At 40.5% G+C, this 16,818-nt stretch carries 22 protein-coding genes and 1 tRNA gene; 11 read left to right on the top strand and 12 right to left on the bottom strand.

Going from position 1 to position 16,818, the window contains the following annotated elements:
* The first annotated feature begins 553 nt into the window (after positions 1–553).
* The 3 genes from NITUZ_RS06250 to NITUZ_RS10360 all read left to right on the top strand — a co-directional run bounded on the left by NITUZ_RS06250 (position 554) and on the right by NITUZ_RS10360 (position 1,951).
* Entirely contained in the window at positions 554–796 is a 243-nt protein-coding gene (locus NITUZ_RS06250) for an Lrp/AsnC ligand binding domain-containing protein (RefSeq protein ID WP_048196463.1), read from the top strand.
* Between the two features lie 15 nt (positions 797–811).
* Entirely contained in the window at positions 812–1,723 is a 912-nt protein-coding gene (locus NITUZ_RS06245) for a transcription initiation factor IIB (RefSeq protein ID WP_177309471.1), read from the top strand.
* A 96-nt stretch (positions 1,724–1,819) separates the two neighbouring features.
* Positions 1,820–1,951: a hypothetical protein gene (locus NITUZ_RS10360; protein ID WP_275040829.1), complete on the top strand. Its 132-nt coding sequence runs from the start codon at positions 1,820–1,822 to the stop codon at positions 1,949–1,951.
* Positions 1,952–2,651: 700 nt separating this feature from the next.
* Here the strand turns inward: NITUZ_RS10360 and NITUZ_RS10180 are convergent.
* Complete coding sequence (locus NITUZ_RS10180; protein WP_177309470.1) at positions 2,652–2,822, bottom strand: hypothetical protein; 171 nt, start codon at positions 2,820–2,822, stop codon at positions 2,652–2,654.
* 122 nt (positions 2,823–2,944) lie between these two features.
* Between NITUZ_RS10180 and NITUZ_RS06235 the strand changes: the two genes are divergently transcribed.
* The 4 genes from NITUZ_RS06235 to NITUZ_RS10170 all read left to right on the top strand — a co-directional run bounded on the left by NITUZ_RS06235 (position 2,945) and on the right by NITUZ_RS10170 (position 4,084).
* Positions 2,945–3,280, top strand: a complete 336-nt coding sequence (locus tag NITUZ_RS06235) for a DUF6659 family protein (RefSeq protein WP_155991423.1) — start codon at positions 2,945–2,947, stop codon at positions 3,278–3,280.
* A 71-nt stretch (positions 3,281–3,351) separates the two neighbouring features.
* The gene (locus NITUZ_RS06230; RefSeq protein ID WP_048196951.1) at positions 3,352–3,549 is read left to right on the top strand and encodes a CDGSH iron-sulfur domain-containing protein; all 198 of its coding nucleotides are present in this window, start codon (positions 3,352–3,354) and stop codon (positions 3,547–3,549) included.
* Between the two features lie 130 nt (positions 3,550–3,679).
* Positions 3,680–3,841: a hypothetical protein gene (locus NITUZ_RS10175; RefSeq protein WP_177309469.1), complete on the top strand. Its 162-nt coding sequence runs from the start codon at positions 3,680–3,682 to the stop codon at positions 3,839–3,841.
* Positions 3,842–3,910: 69 nt separating this feature from the next.
* Complete coding sequence (locus NITUZ_RS10170) at positions 3,911–4,084, top strand: hypothetical protein (protein ID WP_177309468.1); 174 nt, start codon at positions 3,911–3,913, stop codon at positions 4,082–4,084.
* On the opposite strand, the gene NITUZ_RS06225 is transcribed toward NITUZ_RS10170, so the two are convergent.
* Both NITUZ_RS06225 and NITUZ_RS06220 read right to left on the bottom strand, forming a co-directional pair.
* Positions 4,074–4,898, bottom strand: coding sequence for a SirB1 family protein (locus tag NITUZ_RS06225; protein ID WP_048196460.1), 825 nt, complete (start codon positions 4,896–4,898; stop codon positions 4,074–4,076). The genes NITUZ_RS10170 and NITUZ_RS06225 overlap by 11 nt on opposite strands.
* Positions 4,895–6,085 (bottom strand): hypothetical protein, encoded by a 1,191-nt coding sequence (locus tag NITUZ_RS06220; protein WP_048196459.1) that lies wholly within the window; start codon positions 6,083–6,085, stop codon positions 4,895–4,897. Before NITUZ_RS06220 ends, NITUZ_RS06225 begins: the two co-directional genes overlap by 4 nt.
* Positions 6,086–6,172: 87 nt before the next feature.
* On the opposite strand from NITUZ_RS06220, the gene NITUZ_RS06215 reads away from it, so the two are divergent.
* Together NITUZ_RS06215 and NITUZ_RS06210 are read left to right on the top strand one after the other, a co-directional pair.
* The gene (locus NITUZ_RS06215; protein WP_048196458.1) at positions 6,173–7,081 is read left to right on the top strand and encodes a methyltransferase domain-containing protein; all 909 of its coding nucleotides are present in this window, start codon (positions 6,173–6,175) and stop codon (positions 7,079–7,081) included.
* A 133-nt stretch (positions 7,082–7,214) separates the two neighbouring features.
* Entirely contained in the window at positions 7,215–7,898 is a 684-nt protein-coding gene (locus NITUZ_RS06210; RefSeq protein WP_048196457.1) for a DsbA family protein, read from the top strand.
* Positions 7,899–8,164: 266 nt separating this feature from the next.
* Here NITUZ_RS06210 and NITUZ_RS06205 read toward each other — a convergent pair whose 3' ends face one another.
* The 4 genes from NITUZ_RS06205 to NITUZ_RS06190 form a co-directional block, all read right to left on the bottom strand.
* A complete protein-coding gene (locus NITUZ_RS06205; protein WP_048196456.1) occupies positions 8,165–8,578 on the bottom strand; it encodes a type II toxin-antitoxin system VapC family toxin in 414 nt (137 codons plus the stop codon).
* Positions 8,575–8,820 (bottom strand): hypothetical protein, encoded by a 246-nt coding sequence (locus NITUZ_RS06200; RefSeq protein WP_048196455.1) that lies wholly within the window; start codon positions 8,818–8,820, stop codon positions 8,575–8,577. Before NITUZ_RS06200 ends, NITUZ_RS06205 begins: the two co-directional genes overlap by 4 nt.
* A gap of 298 nt (positions 8,821–9,118) precedes the next feature.
* Positions 9,119–9,514: a PIN domain-containing protein gene (locus tag NITUZ_RS06195; protein ID WP_048196454.1), complete on the bottom strand. Its 396-nt coding sequence runs from the start codon at positions 9,512–9,514 to the stop codon at positions 9,119–9,121.
* On the bottom strand, positions 9,495–9,701 hold the full coding sequence (locus tag NITUZ_RS06190; RefSeq protein ID WP_048196453.1) for an AbrB/MazE/SpoVT family DNA-binding domain-containing protein: 207 nt from the start codon (positions 9,699–9,701) through the stop codon (positions 9,495–9,497). Before NITUZ_RS06190 ends, NITUZ_RS06195 begins: the two co-directional genes overlap by 20 nt.
* Before the next feature lie 276 nt (positions 9,702–9,977).
* Here NITUZ_RS06190 and NITUZ_RS06185 point away from each other — a divergent pair, with 276 nt between their 5' ends.
* Together NITUZ_RS06185 and NITUZ_RS06180 are read left to right on the top strand one after the other, a co-directional pair.
* Complete coding sequence (locus NITUZ_RS06185) at positions 9,978–10,289, top strand: hypothetical protein (protein ID WP_048196452.1); 312 nt, start codon at positions 9,978–9,980, stop codon at positions 10,287–10,289.
* Positions 10,290–10,347: 58 nt separating this feature from the next.
* Entirely contained in the window at positions 10,348–10,686 is a 339-nt protein-coding gene (locus NITUZ_RS06180) for a hypothetical protein (protein ID WP_048196451.1), read from the top strand.
* Between the two features lie 411 nt (positions 10,687–11,097).
* Here NITUZ_RS06180 and NITUZ_RS06170 read toward each other — a convergent pair whose 3' ends face one another.
* From NITUZ_RS06170 to NITUZ_RS06150, 5 genes are all read right to left on the bottom strand, one after another.
* Entirely contained in the window at positions 11,098–11,364 is a 267-nt protein-coding gene (locus NITUZ_RS06170) for a hypothetical protein (protein ID WP_048196449.1), read from the bottom strand.
* A gap of 78 nt (positions 11,365–11,442) precedes the next feature.
* Positions 11,443–11,545, bottom strand: a tRNA-Met gene (locus NITUZ_RS06165).
* A gap of 302 nt (positions 11,546–11,847) precedes the next feature.
* Positions 11,848–13,413 carry a DNA topoisomerase I gene (locus tag NITUZ_RS06160; RefSeq protein WP_048196448.1) on the bottom strand — a complete coding sequence of 522 codons (1,566 nt, stop codon included), beginning with the start codon at positions 13,411–13,413 and terminating at the stop codon, positions 11,848–11,850.
* Between the two features lie 89 nt (positions 13,414–13,502).
* Positions 13,503–14,330: an SDR family oxidoreductase gene (locus tag NITUZ_RS06155; RefSeq protein ID WP_048196447.1), complete on the bottom strand. Its 828-nt coding sequence runs from the start codon at positions 14,328–14,330 to the stop codon at positions 13,503–13,505.
* Positions 14,331–14,364: 34 nt separating this feature from the next.
* On the bottom strand, positions 14,365–16,809 hold the full coding sequence (locus NITUZ_RS06150) for a DEAD/DEAH box helicase (RefSeq protein WP_244443829.1): 2,445 nt from the start codon (positions 16,807–16,809) through the stop codon (positions 14,365–14,367).
* Positions 16,810–16,818 lie beyond the last annotated feature (9 nt).

The raw sequence follows: 16,818 nt of genomic DNA, 5'->3' as shown, positions 1-16,818 counted from the left end.
CTTCAGACCTTCACCATGGATATGCAAACTCACACCACTATGCTATGCTAATTACACCGATACATCATATGAACGCAACAATGAGCCAGTTAATTAGGCTGAATGATGTTTAATGGTGTAGTGAATTCCGCATCGTTCTGGCCTAAAAAAGTCTGCTCTGACTGCAAGCGAGTAAAATGCAAAAAAGGGTGCAATTGCGATTGTCATTGGAATCCATGAATGTTGTTGAAAATCTGATACCTGTTGTTTAGATAGACTAGTGTGGTTTTTTGAAAGTATTTTGCACATCCGACAAATGTATGCAGTATATTTGGAATTTTAAACAAATATGCACAAATTATACATATAAATCAATAAATTCACAATAATATAAAGCAACACTATATATGTGTTAATTGCTATAGAATAACATGAGTTATTGCGTGGATTGTAGAGACTTGACATTTGTTTGTTGTAATCTTGAAAAAAAGATAACGCGTGATTGTGTAGATGCGCAGAAAGAATGTCATGGCCCAGTGTTATTGCAAAAAACACATGCTGGTGCAATAAGCGTTTGACAACTGCGTACGTTTTGATAAACTGTGAGCTTGGCTCTGAGGAAAAAGTGTTTTCAGAATTAAAACTGATCAACAAGATAAAAGAAACACGTGAAGTGTTTGGCGCATATGATATTATAACAAAAATCGAGGCATCCTCTGCAGAAATAATCAAGGATATAATAGCTACAAAAATTCGAGGTATGGAAAGAGTTCGTTCTACCCTAACTTTGATGGGCAGCGAGAAGGAACAAAATTAGAGAAAAAATACTGGAATGACAATCATGCAAGCTTTGAACGCTAATGGCAAATGTACTAGATGCGGTGGCCCATTGCTCACGGACGGATCTACTGGTGAGCAATTCTGTCAAAAATGTGGTAATGTGGTAGTGGAATGCATCGAAGATTATCGCCCGGAAAGACGTTCGTTTTCTGATGACTCTGTTGATAAAAGTAGAACTGGAACACCGAACTTACTTGCAATACATGATAGGGGACTGTCTACAACAATAGGAACTGAAAGTAGAGATGCAACAGGAAAATCTCTCTCAACTCTGATGAAGCAAAACATGCGACGCCTTAGAATTTGGGATAGCCGCAGTCAAACCCACGAATCGGCGGGCAGAAACCTTAGAGTAGCATTCATAGAGCTTGACAAACTAAAGGACAAACTCACACTTTCCGATTCAATAACTGAAAAGGCTGCCTATATCTACAGAAAGGCAGTTGGCAAAGGCCTTGTCCGAGGCAGATCCATTCCAGAGGTTCTGGGAGCGGCCGCGTATGCTGCATGCAGAGATACTGGAATTCCGAGGACGCTAAATGATGTATCGGTGGCACTTAACATTAAGAAAAAATCCATCTCAAAGAGCTATAGAATGCTTGTCAAGGAACTGGATCTAAAAATGCCCGTGGCCGATTCTATAATCTGTATCTCCAAGATAGCAAGCAAAATCAATCTTGATGAAAAAGCAAAGCGACACGCACTTGAAATACTCAGAGATGCAAGTGATATGGAGATAACTGCAGGCAAGGGGCCGATGGGACTTGCAGCAGCTGCAATATACATATCATGTTTGAAATACAACATCAAAATATCACAAAGAGAGATCTCTGTGGCATCTGGTGTTACTGAAGTGACGATACGAAACAGATCACATGGCCTGAGCAAATCGCTTACCCTTTGACAACAAAACATCTATCGAACTGTATCTAGATGGTCAATTTGTTCGCAAAACGATAGTTGTCTATCTACAATATGTGGTACATACGCATACTGAATAATGACAAAAACAAAAAGTAATGCGGCAAATCAAAAAAACAACAAGACAAAGCCTGAAAATCTGATGAAAAAGGAATATTTGGAATCATATATGGAATTAAAAAAATCCATCCTTGAGAGTCAGAAAGTCTAGAAAAGGAAACTGACATGATGGTGGATAAGGATGCCTGCTCACACAATGCCAAAGTCAAGATGACTGACTTCAAAGACAGATACGAGCGCACTAAATGTCATAAGTTCATCGTTTACGATGCATCACTACCAATGATGTCTAAACCATATTGATGATGCATCTAAAGTGAGTTTAAGACTGATTGTATCGTTTGCTTTCATAATAGGTTGCAAATTAGGCACATAGATTACGAACTATTTTATTCAATGACTATGTATTGATGTTGTGGTAATTATCTGGATTGGAATTGGCATAGGAATCCTACTTGCGGCAATTCTGATAAAAAAGATAATCACCACATCCCCAAGAACACCACTCAAATTCGGCATGCGTTGCAACAAATGTGGATACAAAACAAATGGCTTGAAATGCCCGCGCTGTGAAAACGCACCTGACCATCAGCGATGGAAATAAACGGTGCGTCTTATTACATGGAGAATCTATATATGGTTACGCTCGGCTGAGTGGTCGTTGCTTGTAATTTCTTGATCTGGTCCGTAGCTTTGCCTTACAACACGGACAGTGAATGTTATGCGCTTCAAAAAAACATGAACATAGTGAGCATCTTTTTGCACCGTTTTCATAACGGCCAATTATCTTATGGAATTTGCAGATGCCTTTACAAGTAAACGTCATTCGTACTCCAGATTTTGTGTTCTAATCAGCTCGCAAATGTGAAAAACGTCATGGTCTTTTGCTGTTTTTCATTATCTGTGTATGGCTTGTTACATTCTACACATTTTGCCGAGTCGATATTTGCGTCAAAACTAATCTCGCCTATGCACTTGTCACATATGCTGCATCTGACTATCTTGGTATCGTAAATATTCATAATGGTCTAACATATGCGTCAAAATAAGAGATTGCTTAACATTGTTAATCAGAGGTTAAAAATTGTTATTCTCTTCTATAAATATGGAGCCGCTTAGCGTACTCTTTGATCATAAATGCAATATGCTATTACAAGAAAGGGAAATACTATTTGCAGGATTAATTAATAAAAATGGGAAGATCATTTCCGGCGGGTTCAAACCTGGCATAAATCTGATCGGTGAATTTGAAAGGGAAATGGTGTTTATGGAACACGTTTTGATGGCAACAATGAACAAAGACTTTGATGGGTGTCTCGGCCGTATATTGTATACTGTATCAAAAAGAGAAAAAGTAATCATGATTAATTTTTCAATAGGCTCGTTTTTGTTTTTGGTTGCAGTCGATCCAATGGAAAATGTTGACAAAGAAGTTACAAAAATTCAAAAAAGCCTTGACAACCTTGCATTCTGTGTTTGATGTCGTAAAGTTACATATGGGAAATCAGACAATCCAAAGATAATATATCCTTGAATTGTTATTATGTGTCTGTGACAAGAATAGTAAAAAAGGACGCAACCAGTCCGCTTGAAATTAAAGTCGGTGGAGAGTCAAAATGGATATGCATGTGCGGACTATCGGAGAACCAACCATTCTGTGATGGCTCCCATAAAAAAACTGCAGGCGAAGAAGCTGGCAAGATCTACTTTTACGAAAAGGACGGAACAAGAAGACAGGTATCAATTTAGGAGTGCATACCGTGCAGGGCAGATAGGCGATATTCGGTGAAATTCTGTCTGCAGTTACCCTCAGCTATTTCTGTATCTATATTGGCGTTGGATGCTTAAATTTAATAGACGACTCTGTGATTGCTGAATAATGGGCAGACGAAAGACACAGAAAATCATCAAAACAGCCCCAAAGAACGTAACTACAGGCTTGTGCCCAAAATGCCAGACTGTGGGCAGAATCTTCCTGATTGGCCAAGTAGGCGCCGAGCATGCCAAATGCGCAGCCTGCAACCAGGAATTTGATTTGTAATAGCTGACTGAACTGCTTCAAAAATTAACCCATAAATTTTTAAGCTCTTTTTCTAATGATACAGCAGACATGGCTTCAACTGAGGGCGAGACAATTTATGAGCGCGTGGCAAAGCTAGAAGACGAGATTGCTTCATTACGAAATGAGGTGGATGTACTAAAAAAGGCGCTCAGAAACAAACTTGCAAGACATGAAATCTCACAAATCAAAAAAGGCAAAGACATCACGTCGATTATTGATTAATCTTTTCTCTAATTTCCCGTATCATTTCCAATACAAAATCGACATCGGGTGCTTCCGGTGCGATCTCAAGGTACCTGTTAAGATATCTTAACGCCTCCTCGTTGTGCAGCAACCTGTATTCTAGTATTCCCTTGTCGCGGATTTCATCGGGTGCTTCCGGCTCTACTGCAAGTATCATGTCTGCGCATCTCATTGCTTTCTCGTAAGCGTACGACTGGGAGTACGAGTTTTTCAAATTTCTTATTATTCTGACCAGTATTTTGTCCTCTGGCAACTCATCCAAAAACTCTGGCTCAAACTCTATCTCCTCGCCAAAATTTCTGAACAAAATATCCTCAAGATCCTCAATGTCAAGCAGTCTGCCTCCTTCAAACGGGTCCAGTATGATATCTTCTCCATGCTTTACAACAACATGGCTTGGGAATCCGCAGATGCGCAAATCAAGTCCTATCTGTCTTGCAACCTCTACATAGATAATTGAGAGTGTGATTGGTATGCCTCTTTTTTTCTCAAGCACCTCGTTTAGAAAATTATTCTTAGGATCGTAATAGTCCTCTCTATTTCCATGAAAACCCAGCGTCTGAAAAAGATGCTCGTTGAGCATAGATATCAGATATGTGGGATTTTTCACATCCGAGAGAATCATCTTGAGCGATCTTGCAATCTCGTTTATCTTTTCGATCTCATCATTCACTTTCAGTTGTGGGTATTCTAGCAGCTGGGCAAGCTTGAGGCATTTTTCAACAAGATTGTATCTTGCATCGCTTGAGAATGACACCCATTCTGCCACAAACGGGTCGAATTTCTGGCTCAAATCCTGCTCAGGTACCTTTGATGATCTTTAAGCTCGCGCGTAGTTGGCGGGTTTTTTATCAAAATATTGAACGTATTCTTGCCGTGACTTGAATGGACTGCCGAAACAAGATCCTTTCCCATGTGCTTTCGTACCGTGTATGATGATATGTCCGTTCCCATGAACATGGTAAGATATTGGTGAAAGTCACTATCCTCCTTTAGTATGTTCTGCACGCAGAATTCTGCCATTCCCTCCATCGTGGAAAAGATTGCATGGTGCTTTTGGATTGGCGCAAGCCATCTCTGATAAATCTCCAAAAGCTGAGGCACCATCTGGGATATTCCGGGGTCCACTTCAACCTTTGTGAATGTCATCACGTCGGGACCAAGAACATTTACAATGAAATTGTCCGGGTTTAGCATGAAAAACAGGTTGGCCCTCTTTGCAATGGGGAACTCGTCTGGGACATCGGGGAGCTGAAGATATTCTGAAAGCCTCGCAACCGTGGAATCATTCAGATCGAGGATGATTTTTGCAAGCTCCTCGTTTATCCTATTTACCTCTACTACTGCAGCCCTGTTCCCCTCGTATAGGTTTGTCTGAATGGAGTGGGTTATCTCTTCTAGCACAGTCATTTTCAGAGCTCCGATGTATCCTGCCTTTACTGATTCATATCGTGCATCAAATGGCTGACCTTGTTTGTAAAGTATTATTTGCGGATAGCTCGTAAGAACAAAATTATTAAGGTAAATCGTTCCATCAAGATAGTCACCATAGGTGGTGGATATTTTGGAAATGTACGACTTTGCATAGGTGGAATAGACTAGAAATTTTGCAATATCGCCTTTTATGACGCTAACTAGCTGCTGCCTGTCTTCCTTTGCGAGCGCGGCAAAGAGATCGTCTACAAAAGCCCTTGACTGTGGACTCGAGAATACTTTGCGCCCTTTGATTTTTTTTAATTCCTCAAGTCCCGGAAACTGTATCTTCACACTATCTGGCACGGAAATGCCAGTAAACTCGAAGAGTTTTTGCTTCAGTTCCGGCGCAATCTGGCTAACTATCTGTTCTGGAGTATCAAATCTCGCACTAAACTCGGAGTCTTCGGAAATTCTTGAGGAGAGTCGAGCAATGTCTTTTTCCTCATTTGTCTCAACTGAGATCTGGTCAAGAAGGGCGTCTGCAAACTCTTCAAGCTCAGTCATTATTGGTTGAGCTTTTTTGTTCTAATTTAACATTAACTGGGTTTGCAAAATAAGTATTAATGCAAACTGCGATCCTTACAATTTACTTTGCATGAGTATAGTCTAAAGCATCTAAGATGCATCAAATGTTTAGGCAGGCTTGAAGCTGACATCTTGAGCCAAGGCTTTGAGATCGAAGAAGGATTCCTGCACTGCAAAAACTGTGATACCAGATTTCCCATAATAGACAAGATTGCAATTCTGCGGGATCTTGGTAACTATCTGTCTGTCAGGCCAAGACTTGGCGGGGAGTTGGTACTTGTCTCGAGGACTGATACGATGAAATCTTTCGTAAAAAAGGCGTTGGCGCAAATTAAGAGAGGACAAAAGGATCTTTCAGTAATTGAGAAAAGGTGGGCACAAATCTATGCAAAAAACAGGAACTCTAAATTTTACATGACAATCAAGAATGTTTTTGATTCTGCAAATATTACTGGCACTGCAATAGAGCATGGATGCTCTATTGGAATAATTGCAGAGTATCTGGCAAGGACTAACTTGCATGTGTTTGGAATTGACAGATCATATCATGCTCTATCATACGCAAAAAAATCATACACGGAGAATCTGGACTATTTCGTGGCAGACTCGCAAGAGCATCCATTTGGCAGATCCAAATTTGACATTGTGGTAGCTCTGAACCTGTTTGAGCTAATCGAGCCGACACCACTGCTAAAATTACTCTCACGCCAGGTTGCATGGGGCGGACTACTTGTTATTTCAGATCCATACGACTATGAACGGGGAGAAAGTTCTGTAAAGACGCCGCTACGAGAGGACTCTGTGCGAGCCGAACTTGAAAAAAACGGGCTTGCGGTAACAAAAGATACAACAAAACCGTCGTTTATTCCATGGACCTTGAGACTGTATGACCGGGCCATACTACAATACAAAGTTGATCTTATCATAGGAAAAAATAATCGCAAAAGGCATGCCGCTAAAATAAAGTCATTTTGATATATTGTTACAGTATAGTTCAAAGCAACAGCGTTCTGTCAGTCTGCGATAATAACAGACCTGTCCCCTACCTTTTGCAGACTGACAGATAATTTGGGGAATATTTTTTAAACTATGAAAAAGAGCCGAATTTATGGGAAAGAACAAAAAACCTGCAAAGAAATCAGGCGGTACAAAATTTATCATAATAGGAATAATTGCCGCAATAGTGGCGGTGGGAGCATACAGCGCTATTAACGGCAATACCAATTCTGGCTCACGCCTCTCACTTGATACCTCCAAGGGCTCCCCGATATTAGGTTCCGAATCCGCACCGGTAACAATTGTAGAATTTGGAGACTACCAATGCCCATTCTGCCAAAGATGGAACATTAACACAAAACCGCTGGTTGTAAGAGACTATATCAACACAGGCAAGGTAAACATGATCTACATGGACCTTATGGTTGTGGGGGCTGACTCTCTTAAAGCGCATGCTGGAAGTTATTGCGCCGAAGAACAGGGGCTTTATTGGCAGTATCATGACTTTTTGTACGCAAATCAGGGACATGAAAATGATGGCTGGGCAAACTCGCAGAATCTAAAAACGTTAGTATCTCAAATGGATGGCATCGACGCACAAGCGTTCTCACAATGTCTTGATTCTGGCAAATATGAAAGCAGGGCAAAGGAGAACAATAACATTGCAATGAAGGCCGGTGCAAGATCTACTCCATCGTTTATAATAATTGGCCCCGACGGAAAAGGCACACAAATAACAGGCGCGCAGCCATATTCGACATTTCAAGAAGTAATAGAGCAAAAATTAGCCGCTTAGCTACGATGGTATACTGGTACATTCTTTAATACACACATCATAATTGAGCCTAAAATTGAGTTCAAAAATTATACTAGTGGTGGTAGTTTTTGAACAGTACGAAACCGTAAACGTGTAGAAGGTGGATTCACACTACTTGCATTCGCTGCCCTCAAATTCTTGTTTTTGAAACCAATTATTTGAACCTCATGACGCTAACATAATAGATCAATTTTTCATTTTATCGCCTTTTATCTGCAGCACAAACTGTAAATCAAGAATTCAAGTTAAATGGTTCGTAGATCGATTGAATTGCATTCTTTATCAGCCGCAACCAAAAGTTTTCTGTCTGACGAAACAAGCAACGAATTGGTCTTCTTTGCAGTATAGATGTACAGACAGTCATAGAAATGCAACCCAAGTTTTAAGGACATACCAAGTATGTTTGGCAAAACATTCCAATCATCACTTGAGATCTCTATTGGAACTCTTATGAGGTTCTCATATGCTTCCACTGCATATTCTTTTTGCACGATGCGCTTTCGAACCATCTTGTATAGCACACTTCCCACCTCATGATAAATTATACTTGGAGCAAACAGGATTGTCTTTGGGTCTGAAATAAGATTAACCGCATTATGTGAGTATTCTTCCTCAACCACCAGCTTGACAAGCACACTGGCATCTACAGTGTATCTCATCGTTTTTCGCGAGTTTGCCTAACTAGTGCTTCGGAAGTGTATGATGTTTTGTTCTTTGGGACTTTGCTTTTGGCTCTAAATTCAAGGAAATCTGCAATACCTTGTTTTCTTTCATATTCTTTTATCTTGCTCTCTATTGTCTTTCTTAGCACTTCACTCCATTTTACATTCATGGAGCGCATCTTTTTCTTAGTACGCCTTGATACTTTGACTGAGACAACGGCGGTATTGGTATCTTGCATAATGATGTAATGGCGTTCTTGATTATTAAGTATTACCGATGGGTAGACTTGATAGTATTACCGTTCTTATTTCATCTGGTTTCAACGTATCATCTTTTAGTATGAAAATCATATCAATTTTATATGTGCCGGGGATGGGCTGACATTATTCACATTTACTGCCCTCAGTTTCTTGTTTTTGAAACCAGGCATTCTATTTCCTAATGTGCCAACACAGGGATAAGTTTTTCTTTTTTATACAAAACACATTGAAACTTTACATGATTCGATTTCTACAGAATATAGCATGTCAATTCGCTTAACGTTTCTTTCTTTTGAGCATGTCAGCTTCTTTGATGCCTTCAAAATCAGGGTCACCGGTAAGTACTCGTGCATTCGATGACCTTGCCGTCTGCAAAACGAATGCATCCCCAAGGCTAAAATTCGGTCTCCGCTTCTTAATGGACGAATGCAATAAACCGACATTTTTGGCAAAATTCTCATCGCCTACTATTACTTTCGATAGGGAGATAATAGAGTCAAATGCAATAGAAGGATCTTTTCCCATCCTGTTTACTTTAGATACTACCTCTGCTACGGTTACGATGTTGGTGAGTGCATTGCCACCTTCAATGCTTGGTTTTGCTTTGTTGCCAAGCTCGCTCCCATCCAAATACTCCATCCATGCCCAAGAATCAATGACGTATTTGTTCATCCATCTCATCCTCTCTGGTCATAGATCCAACCCCCTTAAGTGAACCAAACCCGCTTTTCCTTACCTTACTTATCCTCAATCTGACCATCTCGCCTTCATGGATATCTTCATCTTCTGCTACCTCCTTTGGTATTCTGACTATCAGAGAGCCACCAAGCTTTCTGGCTTTGGCTAATGTTTCATGCATGATTAAGATAACACGCACATATATTTAACTATTAATTTAATTTTATTATCTTTTATATTTAATTAGTGTTAAAAATAATTGTATATGCCGGGGGGAGCTGACATTACTCGCATTCGTTGCCCTTGGTTTCATCCTTTTGAAACCAAGCAATCCAATCTTTAATACACTAACATGATGATAAGTTTTCACATCATGAGTGGTTTAGTTTTTCTAAAACAGAATACAATTTTACTCAAAAGTAATTTTGTTTATTAACCAATAGCCATAGTATACCTCATGCTGGTGTTAGGAGATAGCAAAGACTTTACTCCAGTATACAAGTCGCTCTCAGATAACGATTCAAGAAAAAAACGAATTAGAGACGTTAAAGTTGCATTAGAAAATGATCAAATCATCGGGGATGCAATTCCATTTGATAGATGGCCCAAAAAGTTTCGCAAGGAATTTGACTGCTTGTATCGTTTCAGACTATCTGACTCAGATAGATTACTATATACTATTACGGTGGACACACAAACCAACCAGAAAATAGCCCTGATGCTAAAAATAATACCTCACAAGGAATACGATAAGCTTTTCAAGTATTAGTACGTATATCTATTATACGTATATTTTATATATCTTTATGTACTATTACCAAAATAGATTGAAAGTATTAACAGATAATCAAAAAAAGACGCACAAGCCATATCTTGGAATTGTAGAATATCTGGACTTCCTCTTAAAAGAGACAAAAAAGGTCAATCCTACAATACGAAATGTCGCAACCGTAGCCAAGATAATCTCTGAGAACAAATACTTTGAGACAAAAAGCCAACTGAATAAAAGATTGCCAAAGGCAATGCAGTATCCAACATTTAATTTCATACTGGATTATCTACAAAAAACCAACATGATACAGCTAAATACTGATGGCTCTATAGTATGGATCTATCCAACCAGTCAAAAACTAAAGAGGAGAATCAGTCAGGCAAAACCCCTCTAACCTTGAAATCTTGAAATATCTGGGTAGGTGCCACCAACTCTTTCATTACACCAAGACGATCTTACTTTCAAATCTTACTCCTATTCTCATCTGCGATATTTCGCCAGGTCTGAACGCTCCTTCGAACATACACATAACCATCGACTTGTCTCCCATTGGAAATCTGCTGACAGCTGGTATGGCTCAATATAGAAACAAGTTCATCTGGTGTTAGCAAATCATCTGCCTCTACATCTGGTCTGTATTCGCTATCATACTTTGATGGTCTTATCCATCGCACCTCATCAACATAATCAGTATCAAAAGTCCTTTCTCCAATCTCTCCAGTCTTTGCAAAGTGCACCAGTCTTAGAAGAACAAGTGCAAAGGCTCTCTTTGACTCTCCTTTGTAATTGTGCGAGAGGATCTCTGCTAGGATTGATTCGCAGTCCTTTTTTTGTGCATCAACCGGCTCACATTCATTTTCTCAAACAGTTTCAACAAGGTAATGACACGATCGCCATAGAAGGCGCTCCTCCCATCTATAAGTCCTGCAAGTTTCAGCTTTTCGATGAATCGTATTCCGATCTCTCCTTGCTCAAGTTTTGCTAGTCTGTTTTTGCAGCTTGCCGCCGATGCAGCATAGTTGTGTATGTCGTGTATCTCCTCGTACTGCAGCGCAAAGTGTCTTTTTTTCACCTTATTATCAAATGATTCATTATGAGTTAAGGCCGAATCGGGCTCTTTTTGGGGTGGGCAGTGCATCCGAATGTGTAATGCCGGGGGTGGGTTTTGAACCCACGACCTCCAGATTATGAGTAATGCCCTTTTATCGGAGGGATAGAAGACTGGCACTCTAACCAGGCTGAGCTACCCCGGCACTAAAACGGGCTAATTGCATGGTGCAATTAAATGATTCTGCAAATAGTAACTCAAAAACTTTGAATTATCAACTGACTTACAAAACATATGAGATGGTCTGGATGGCCATTGACAGCTATTGCGATTACTACCTCCATTCTTGTCTCAGTCATTCTATTCAAGTATGGGATATTCTTGTTCTTTTTACCTTTGATTTTTGTACCTTTTTTACATTTTTTTAAGACAAAAAAGAAACTATGTCATGTCTGCGGACATGTGTCTGTAGGTAACTATTGTCCACAGTGCGGCGCAAAGCTTGACTTATTGTGATATCACGTCTTTCCACTTGGCGTTTACATTTTTGACCCAAAGGAATTTTTTTTGCAGGGATGCAGTGTATAGCTTTTCCCAATCTGCCTTTACTTCGTCAGTCCATGCCTTAAAGACGCGCGGGTCGATATAGTTTCGAAGCGAGGTTCCAAGATTATAATCGCGAGTTCTTTCCGCAAGGTCTATTGCAAGTTTGAGCTTTTCCTCTCTTTCCTTTAATCGCTCTTTTTGCTTTTCGGTCTTTGGTTGCATCTCTTTGAGCTTCTTTAGTGTTTCACGTTTTTTCTGTAACGTTTCTTCAAAGTTCTTTGGAATGGTTCTTTTGTGGTTGCACATCATAGCTGCCTGCAGATTTGCCATCTTTGCAATGTAGAGTTTTTCGTTCTCTGTCTTGTCCTTGACATCAAGCTTGTTCTTCAGGTATTCTTTTACCTGTGTCGTTGCAAGGTATGTTCTGAAGACCTTGGCAGTCATGCCCTTTACTATGCTTCCTAAGAACGCATTAACATGTCTTGATGTAATACCGTCAAATATCTCGTCCTTTGGGAACTTGTTTGAGACCAGCTTTTTGAGGTTATCATATAGCACCATGTCGTTTCCTTCTACCTTGATGGTCTCCTCCCACCTTACAGAGTCTTTTCCAAGAAAATCAAAATGTATTGAACCATTGTCAAGTTTGATATGCTCCTTTCTTAGGGTGGTGGCGCCTACAGTATCTGCCTCATCAGGGTCTTTTTCGTCTCCGACCCTCATCGAAGTTCTGTATATCAGATAGCAGACAGTTGCTATCTTTGAAATTTTAGGATCCTTACTCTTCATTCCAGAAATTATCTTTTCTTCAACCCTTTTGATCTCCTTTCCAAGCTTTGCAGCCTTGTCATATTTTGCCATGTCGCGTTCCTGCTTTAGTCCTGCCGTATCGGCAAGCCAAACGTACTTTATCTTACCTGAAATGAAATCATCCCAGCACGCAAGCCACATAGAATCGTGCTCGTGCACTATTTTTTTCCAGTTGCCTGGGGGCACTTTGGCGTCCTCACCAAGATTCAGCGTAACGTCTTTGTGGGTTATCTTGGGCTTCCATTTTCCACGCAGTGGATGGTCTCCGCGCCCTATGAATATTCCAGGGGGCTCTGCCATATAGTTGGCAACTTCTACCTCGGAGCCGTCAAGTATTGCCTTGCCGTATATTGCCTTCATCTTCTCGCGCATCTCTTTTCTTTTTTGCGCAAGGGCTTTTTTCTCCTCCTTTGACATCAAAAGCCTTGCGTCCTTTTCCTTGTCGACTACCTTGAACGCCTCGCTAAGGTCAATGTCAGTGATCTTCAGATCCTTGTATTTTCCATCAAAGGTGGCAGCAAAATCGGCAACAAAGTTTTTTTGAAATACTGCGTCCTTTACATACGGGGTATCTTTTTTCTTTGCCCACTGGTATATCATCTCCTCCTGCAGTATGTTGAGCTTTACTGGTTGACCCTTTATCTTTACAGTAATTCCGCGACTTTCATAGTCTGGCGGAAAGATTATCCCGTTATGCTGTAGTGTTTTCCATTTCATAATTCATCATTTTGAGCCTAAATTGAGGACTTTGATAAAATCTGAATACATTGAGTATATCAAGTTAACCTATCTTGGACAAGTGCAGGCTAGAAAAGCTCTTTTTTTAGATAGTTTTCGAACTCAATGTCAGTTTTCATCTTTTTTGCTTCCAGGAACATTATGGCATCGTTGCCTACCGGATAGCGTGGAAGCGGATTTTTCTCTTTTAAAGCCTTGACTATGACATCGGCCACCTCTTTTGGCGGCGTTCCCATCTCCATCATCATCTTGATTCCACCTACTACCTTGTTTGTTATGTCCTTGTAAGGCGAGTCTGGCTTTGGCGCGCTTGGCATCCTCATGGCATTGAGAAAATTTGTTTTGATAACGCCTGGTTCAATTATTATGGTGTTTATACCAAACGGAGACATTTCATACCTTAGCGATTCGCTTAGCCCCTCTAGCGCAAACTTTGAGCTGATGTATGCGGGTGTTCCGGGAAATCCTATTCTGCCTGCAACCGAACTGATGTTTACAATTGTACCTGACCCCTGCTTTCGCATTATGGGTGCGACTTGTTGAATGAGTCTTATTATTGAAAAAAAGTTTGTCTCAAACTGCTGTCTTATCTCATCCAACGTGAGATCTTCAAGACATCCGAATATGCCATAACCTGCATTGTTTACTAGCACGTCAATTCTTCCTACTTCTGACATTATCTTGGATATGGACGATTTTACAGATTCTGGTTTGTCTACATCCAACTGTATTGTAGAGATTGGAAGATTTTCCTTTTTTGCAGTATTCAAAAGCGTTTCTGCTTTTTTTAAATCTCTCATTGATGCAAATGTCTGATATCCATCTCTTGCCAGAGCTAACGAAGTCTCAAACCCAATCCCGCTTGAGCTTCCAGTAACAAGTGCGACTTTTTGCATATTTTAATGCGGTTCTGTTATTAATTAAATTCTGCTATACTAGTGGTCGATCCCCTTCTGCAGGCTCTATCATGTCTATTCTCTCACCATTGTTTATTCTCTGCAGTATCTCAAGAGATGCTTTCTTGTGCAAAAACTCATTATTGTTTCCACATCTGTACGAGAACGTGCATCGTGGGCATCCTGATTCGCCAGTACACGGACATTCCTTGACTATGAAAAGGCTTCGCTCAAATGCCTTCTCCAGTCTGTCGTAGAGTGCCTTACTTGCGCCATTGCCTCCTATTGCCCCATCATATATGAAGATAAGACCTGATGTGCCAAGCGATATACCGCCAAGATCTTGTGAGACGCCTCCAGTTACCATGTTACTTCCCTCTATTATGACATGTTCTGTGGCATGGTAGCCACTGGCCTCGGTATATTCGGGATTCTCTGAGCTCTGAATCTGGTCCTGCGGCCTTGGAACATGGATTGCTATTCCCTTTGTAACAAAGTCATATTCTAGAGGATTCTCTAGTAGAATTTTCTGCCCCTGTGTTACTTCTTGGCCAAGCTCGATGTTGGCATAACCGTAGACGCGCTTTTGTATGTGAAGTTTGCAAAAACACGTTTCAATCCCGAACACTCTTCTTTTCTCGTAAATAGTCTCTATTGTAGGCCATTCCTCAGTTAGCGCCTTGGTATAATACGGGTAGTTTTTTGGGAGTATAGCAAGCTTGGCATATTGCTTATTTGGATAGTCAAATTCGACTACCCTGTAGCGCACACCTGCCAGAAAGTAGATTGCTGATTGATGCAGCTCCTCCAGTGCCATTGGAAGAACCCTTTCACCAATCTTTTTTTCACCATGATAGATGTCAATAGACCTGCCTATTCCCCTTATGCTGTATTCTCCCTGAATCTGCTTTATTGCGGCATAGTTGGGCGTGTATCTGTTCTCTTGCAGGAAAAGTTTTCCTGCCTCAAGATGTCTGCGTATTGTGTCCGAATGCTCTGGCATTTCATGCATGGCAATAGGTTTATCGCAAGCCATGGCAAGCACATGAAATTCTTCTACAAACGGATTCATGGGATCAATGTATGTTTTTTCCACATCCTCAAAATAATCCTCTGGATGGTTTTTGTAATATTGTGAGATTGGATCGTTCCCAAGCGCTAAAAATGCAAATCCTCGTTGCCCCTTTCTTGCAGCCCGCCCTATTCTCTGCATCAGTCTGTTAACTGGAATCGTTGATGAAATCACACCATCGACATTTCCGATATCTATTCCAAGCTCGAGTGTGGGAGTACAAGAAACTGCAGATATCTTGTCTTCCTTGAATGCTTTTTCGACAAAGCTTCTATAATTTGCCATCAATCCTGCACGGTGTACTTTGATATTGATTTTTTTCTTTTTTGCCTGTATTGCGACAAGCTCGGCGTTTAGATGTGAGTTGCTAAATACCATTGTCTTGTGTTTCTTTACTGTGAGCTTTTCTAATAGTTCGACCATCAATGTTCTCTGAGTCCGAAGTGACGGAAATATCATGACAAAATCCGTCTCTCCTTTCTTGCCGGTGCCTGTAATTTGTGTCATGTTCTCCCCAAACAGTTTTTCGCAGAATTCCTTTGCATTGTCTAGTGTGGCCGATGATGCTACAAATTGGATCTTTTTGCATACGCGCTTGAGTCTCTTTATGATATAGTGGGCGTTTGAGCCAAATATCCCCGAATAAACATGAGCCTCATCCACTATCAGAAATCTCACGGTTGCGAGCAATGATGCAAACTTTGTTCTGTACATCAGATGGTAGTGCAACACATCAAAGTTTGTCACTATTATCTGGGGAGGATTGTCAATAATTTCTATCCTATCTTTTTGCTTTGTGTCTCCGTCAAACACTTCGGCCCTGATTCCAGCACTTTTTGCCATCTCCTGAATCTTTGGAAGTTGGTCGCGTGCAAGGGATTTAGTGGGATACACAAATATTGCCTGGATGCCACTTGACTGTCTCTTATTAACTATTTTTTGTATTACTGGAATGGTAAAAGCTTCTGTTTTGCCGGACGCAGTAGGAGCAGTAATTACAATGTTTTTCCCAAACATTATCTCCTTTATAGAGTCCTCCTGGAATCTGTAAAAATAGGAAATCTTCTTTTCTGTCAGATATTTTATAATGCCGTCATCAAGGCCGAATTCGTCAATTGCAGCACCCACTTCTGGCTCAGGCGATTTTATCTGGGTATAGTATGATATGTAATCCTTGTCTGAAAACAAGACTTCTTTTGTTATCTGTTCTGGAACAAAAGAGCCGATCATATTGTCGACTTCTTTTCTGTCTCGTATGATGCCAGCGTTCTTAAGGTCTGAGTTTAGCTGTCTTTTGTTGGGGGTTTCTCCATGATCGTATCTTGCAAGAAATTCTAGGTATATCTCATCAGGGTTTTTTGTATATTCTATGATGTCTTGGAGCGAGCAACCAGAGCAGGTAATCATGAATTTTTT

The sequence above is a fragment of the Candidatus Nitrosotenuis uzonensis genome, assembly GCF_000723185.1.
GTDB classification, from domain to species: domain Archaea; phylum Thermoproteota; class Nitrososphaeria; order Nitrososphaerales; family Nitrosopumilaceae; genus Nitrosotenuis; species Nitrosotenuis uzonensis.
Note: the sequence above shows the minus strand (reverse complement) of the source record. Positions and strands in the feature narration are given on the sequence as shown.

Coding starts and splice junctions, on each gene's coding strand:
- NITUZ_RS06245 (WP_177309471.1), top strand. CDS start 812: ATGACAATCATGCAAGCTTTGAACGCTAATGGCAAATGTACTAGATGC.
- NITUZ_RS10360 (WP_275040829.1), top strand. CDS start 1,820: ATGACAAAAACAAAAAGTAATGCGGCAAATCAAAAAAACAACAAGACA.
- NITUZ_RS10180 (WP_177309470.1), bottom strand. CDS start 2,822: ATGAATATTTACGATACCAAGATAGTCAGATGCAGCATATGTGACAAG.
- NITUZ_RS06235 (WP_155991423.1), top strand. CDS start 2,945: ATGCTATTACAAGAAAGGGAAATACTATTTGCAGGATTAATTAATAAA.
- NITUZ_RS10175 (WP_177309469.1), top strand. CDS start 3,680: ATGGGCAGACGAAAGACACAGAAAATCATCAAAACAGCCCCAAAGAAC.
- NITUZ_RS10170 (WP_177309468.1), top strand. CDS start 3,911: ATGGCTTCAACTGAGGGCGAGACAATTTATGAGCGCGTGGCAAAGCTA.
- NITUZ_RS06220 (WP_048196459.1), bottom strand. CDS start 6,085: ATGACTGAGCTTGAAGAGTTTGCAGACGCCCTTCTTGACCAGATCTCA.
- NITUZ_RS06210 (WP_048196457.1), top strand. CDS start 7,215: ATGGGAAAGAACAAAAAACCTGCAAAGAAATCAGGCGGTACAAAATTT.
- NITUZ_RS06205 (WP_048196456.1), bottom strand. CDS start 8,578: ATGAGATACACTGTAGATGCCAGTGTGCTTGTCAAGCTGGTGGTTGAG.
- NITUZ_RS06200 (WP_048196455.1), bottom strand. CDS start 8,820: ATGCAAGATACCAATACCGCCGTTGTCTCAGTCAAAGTATCAAGGCGT.
- NITUZ_RS06195 (WP_048196454.1), bottom strand. CDS start 9,514: ATGAACAAATACGTCATTGATTCTTGGGCATGGATGGAGTATTTGGAT.
- NITUZ_RS06190 (WP_048196453.1), bottom strand. CDS start 9,701: ATGCATGAAACATTAGCCAAAGCCAGAAAGCTTGGTGGCTCTCTGATA.
- NITUZ_RS06185 (WP_048196452.1), top strand. CDS start 9,978: ATGCTGGTGTTAGGAGATAGCAAAGACTTTACTCCAGTATACAAGTCG.
- NITUZ_RS06160 (WP_048196448.1), bottom strand. CDS start 13,413: ATGAAATGGAAAACACTACAGCATAACGGGATAATCTTTCCGCCAGAC.
- NITUZ_RS06155 (WP_048196447.1), bottom strand. CDS start 14,330: ATGCAAAAAGTCGCACTTGTTACTGGAAGCTCAAGCGGGATTGGGTTT.
- NITUZ_RS06150 (WP_244443829.1), bottom strand. CDS start 16,809: ATGATTACCTGCTCTGGTTGCTCGCTCCAAGACATCATAGAATATACA.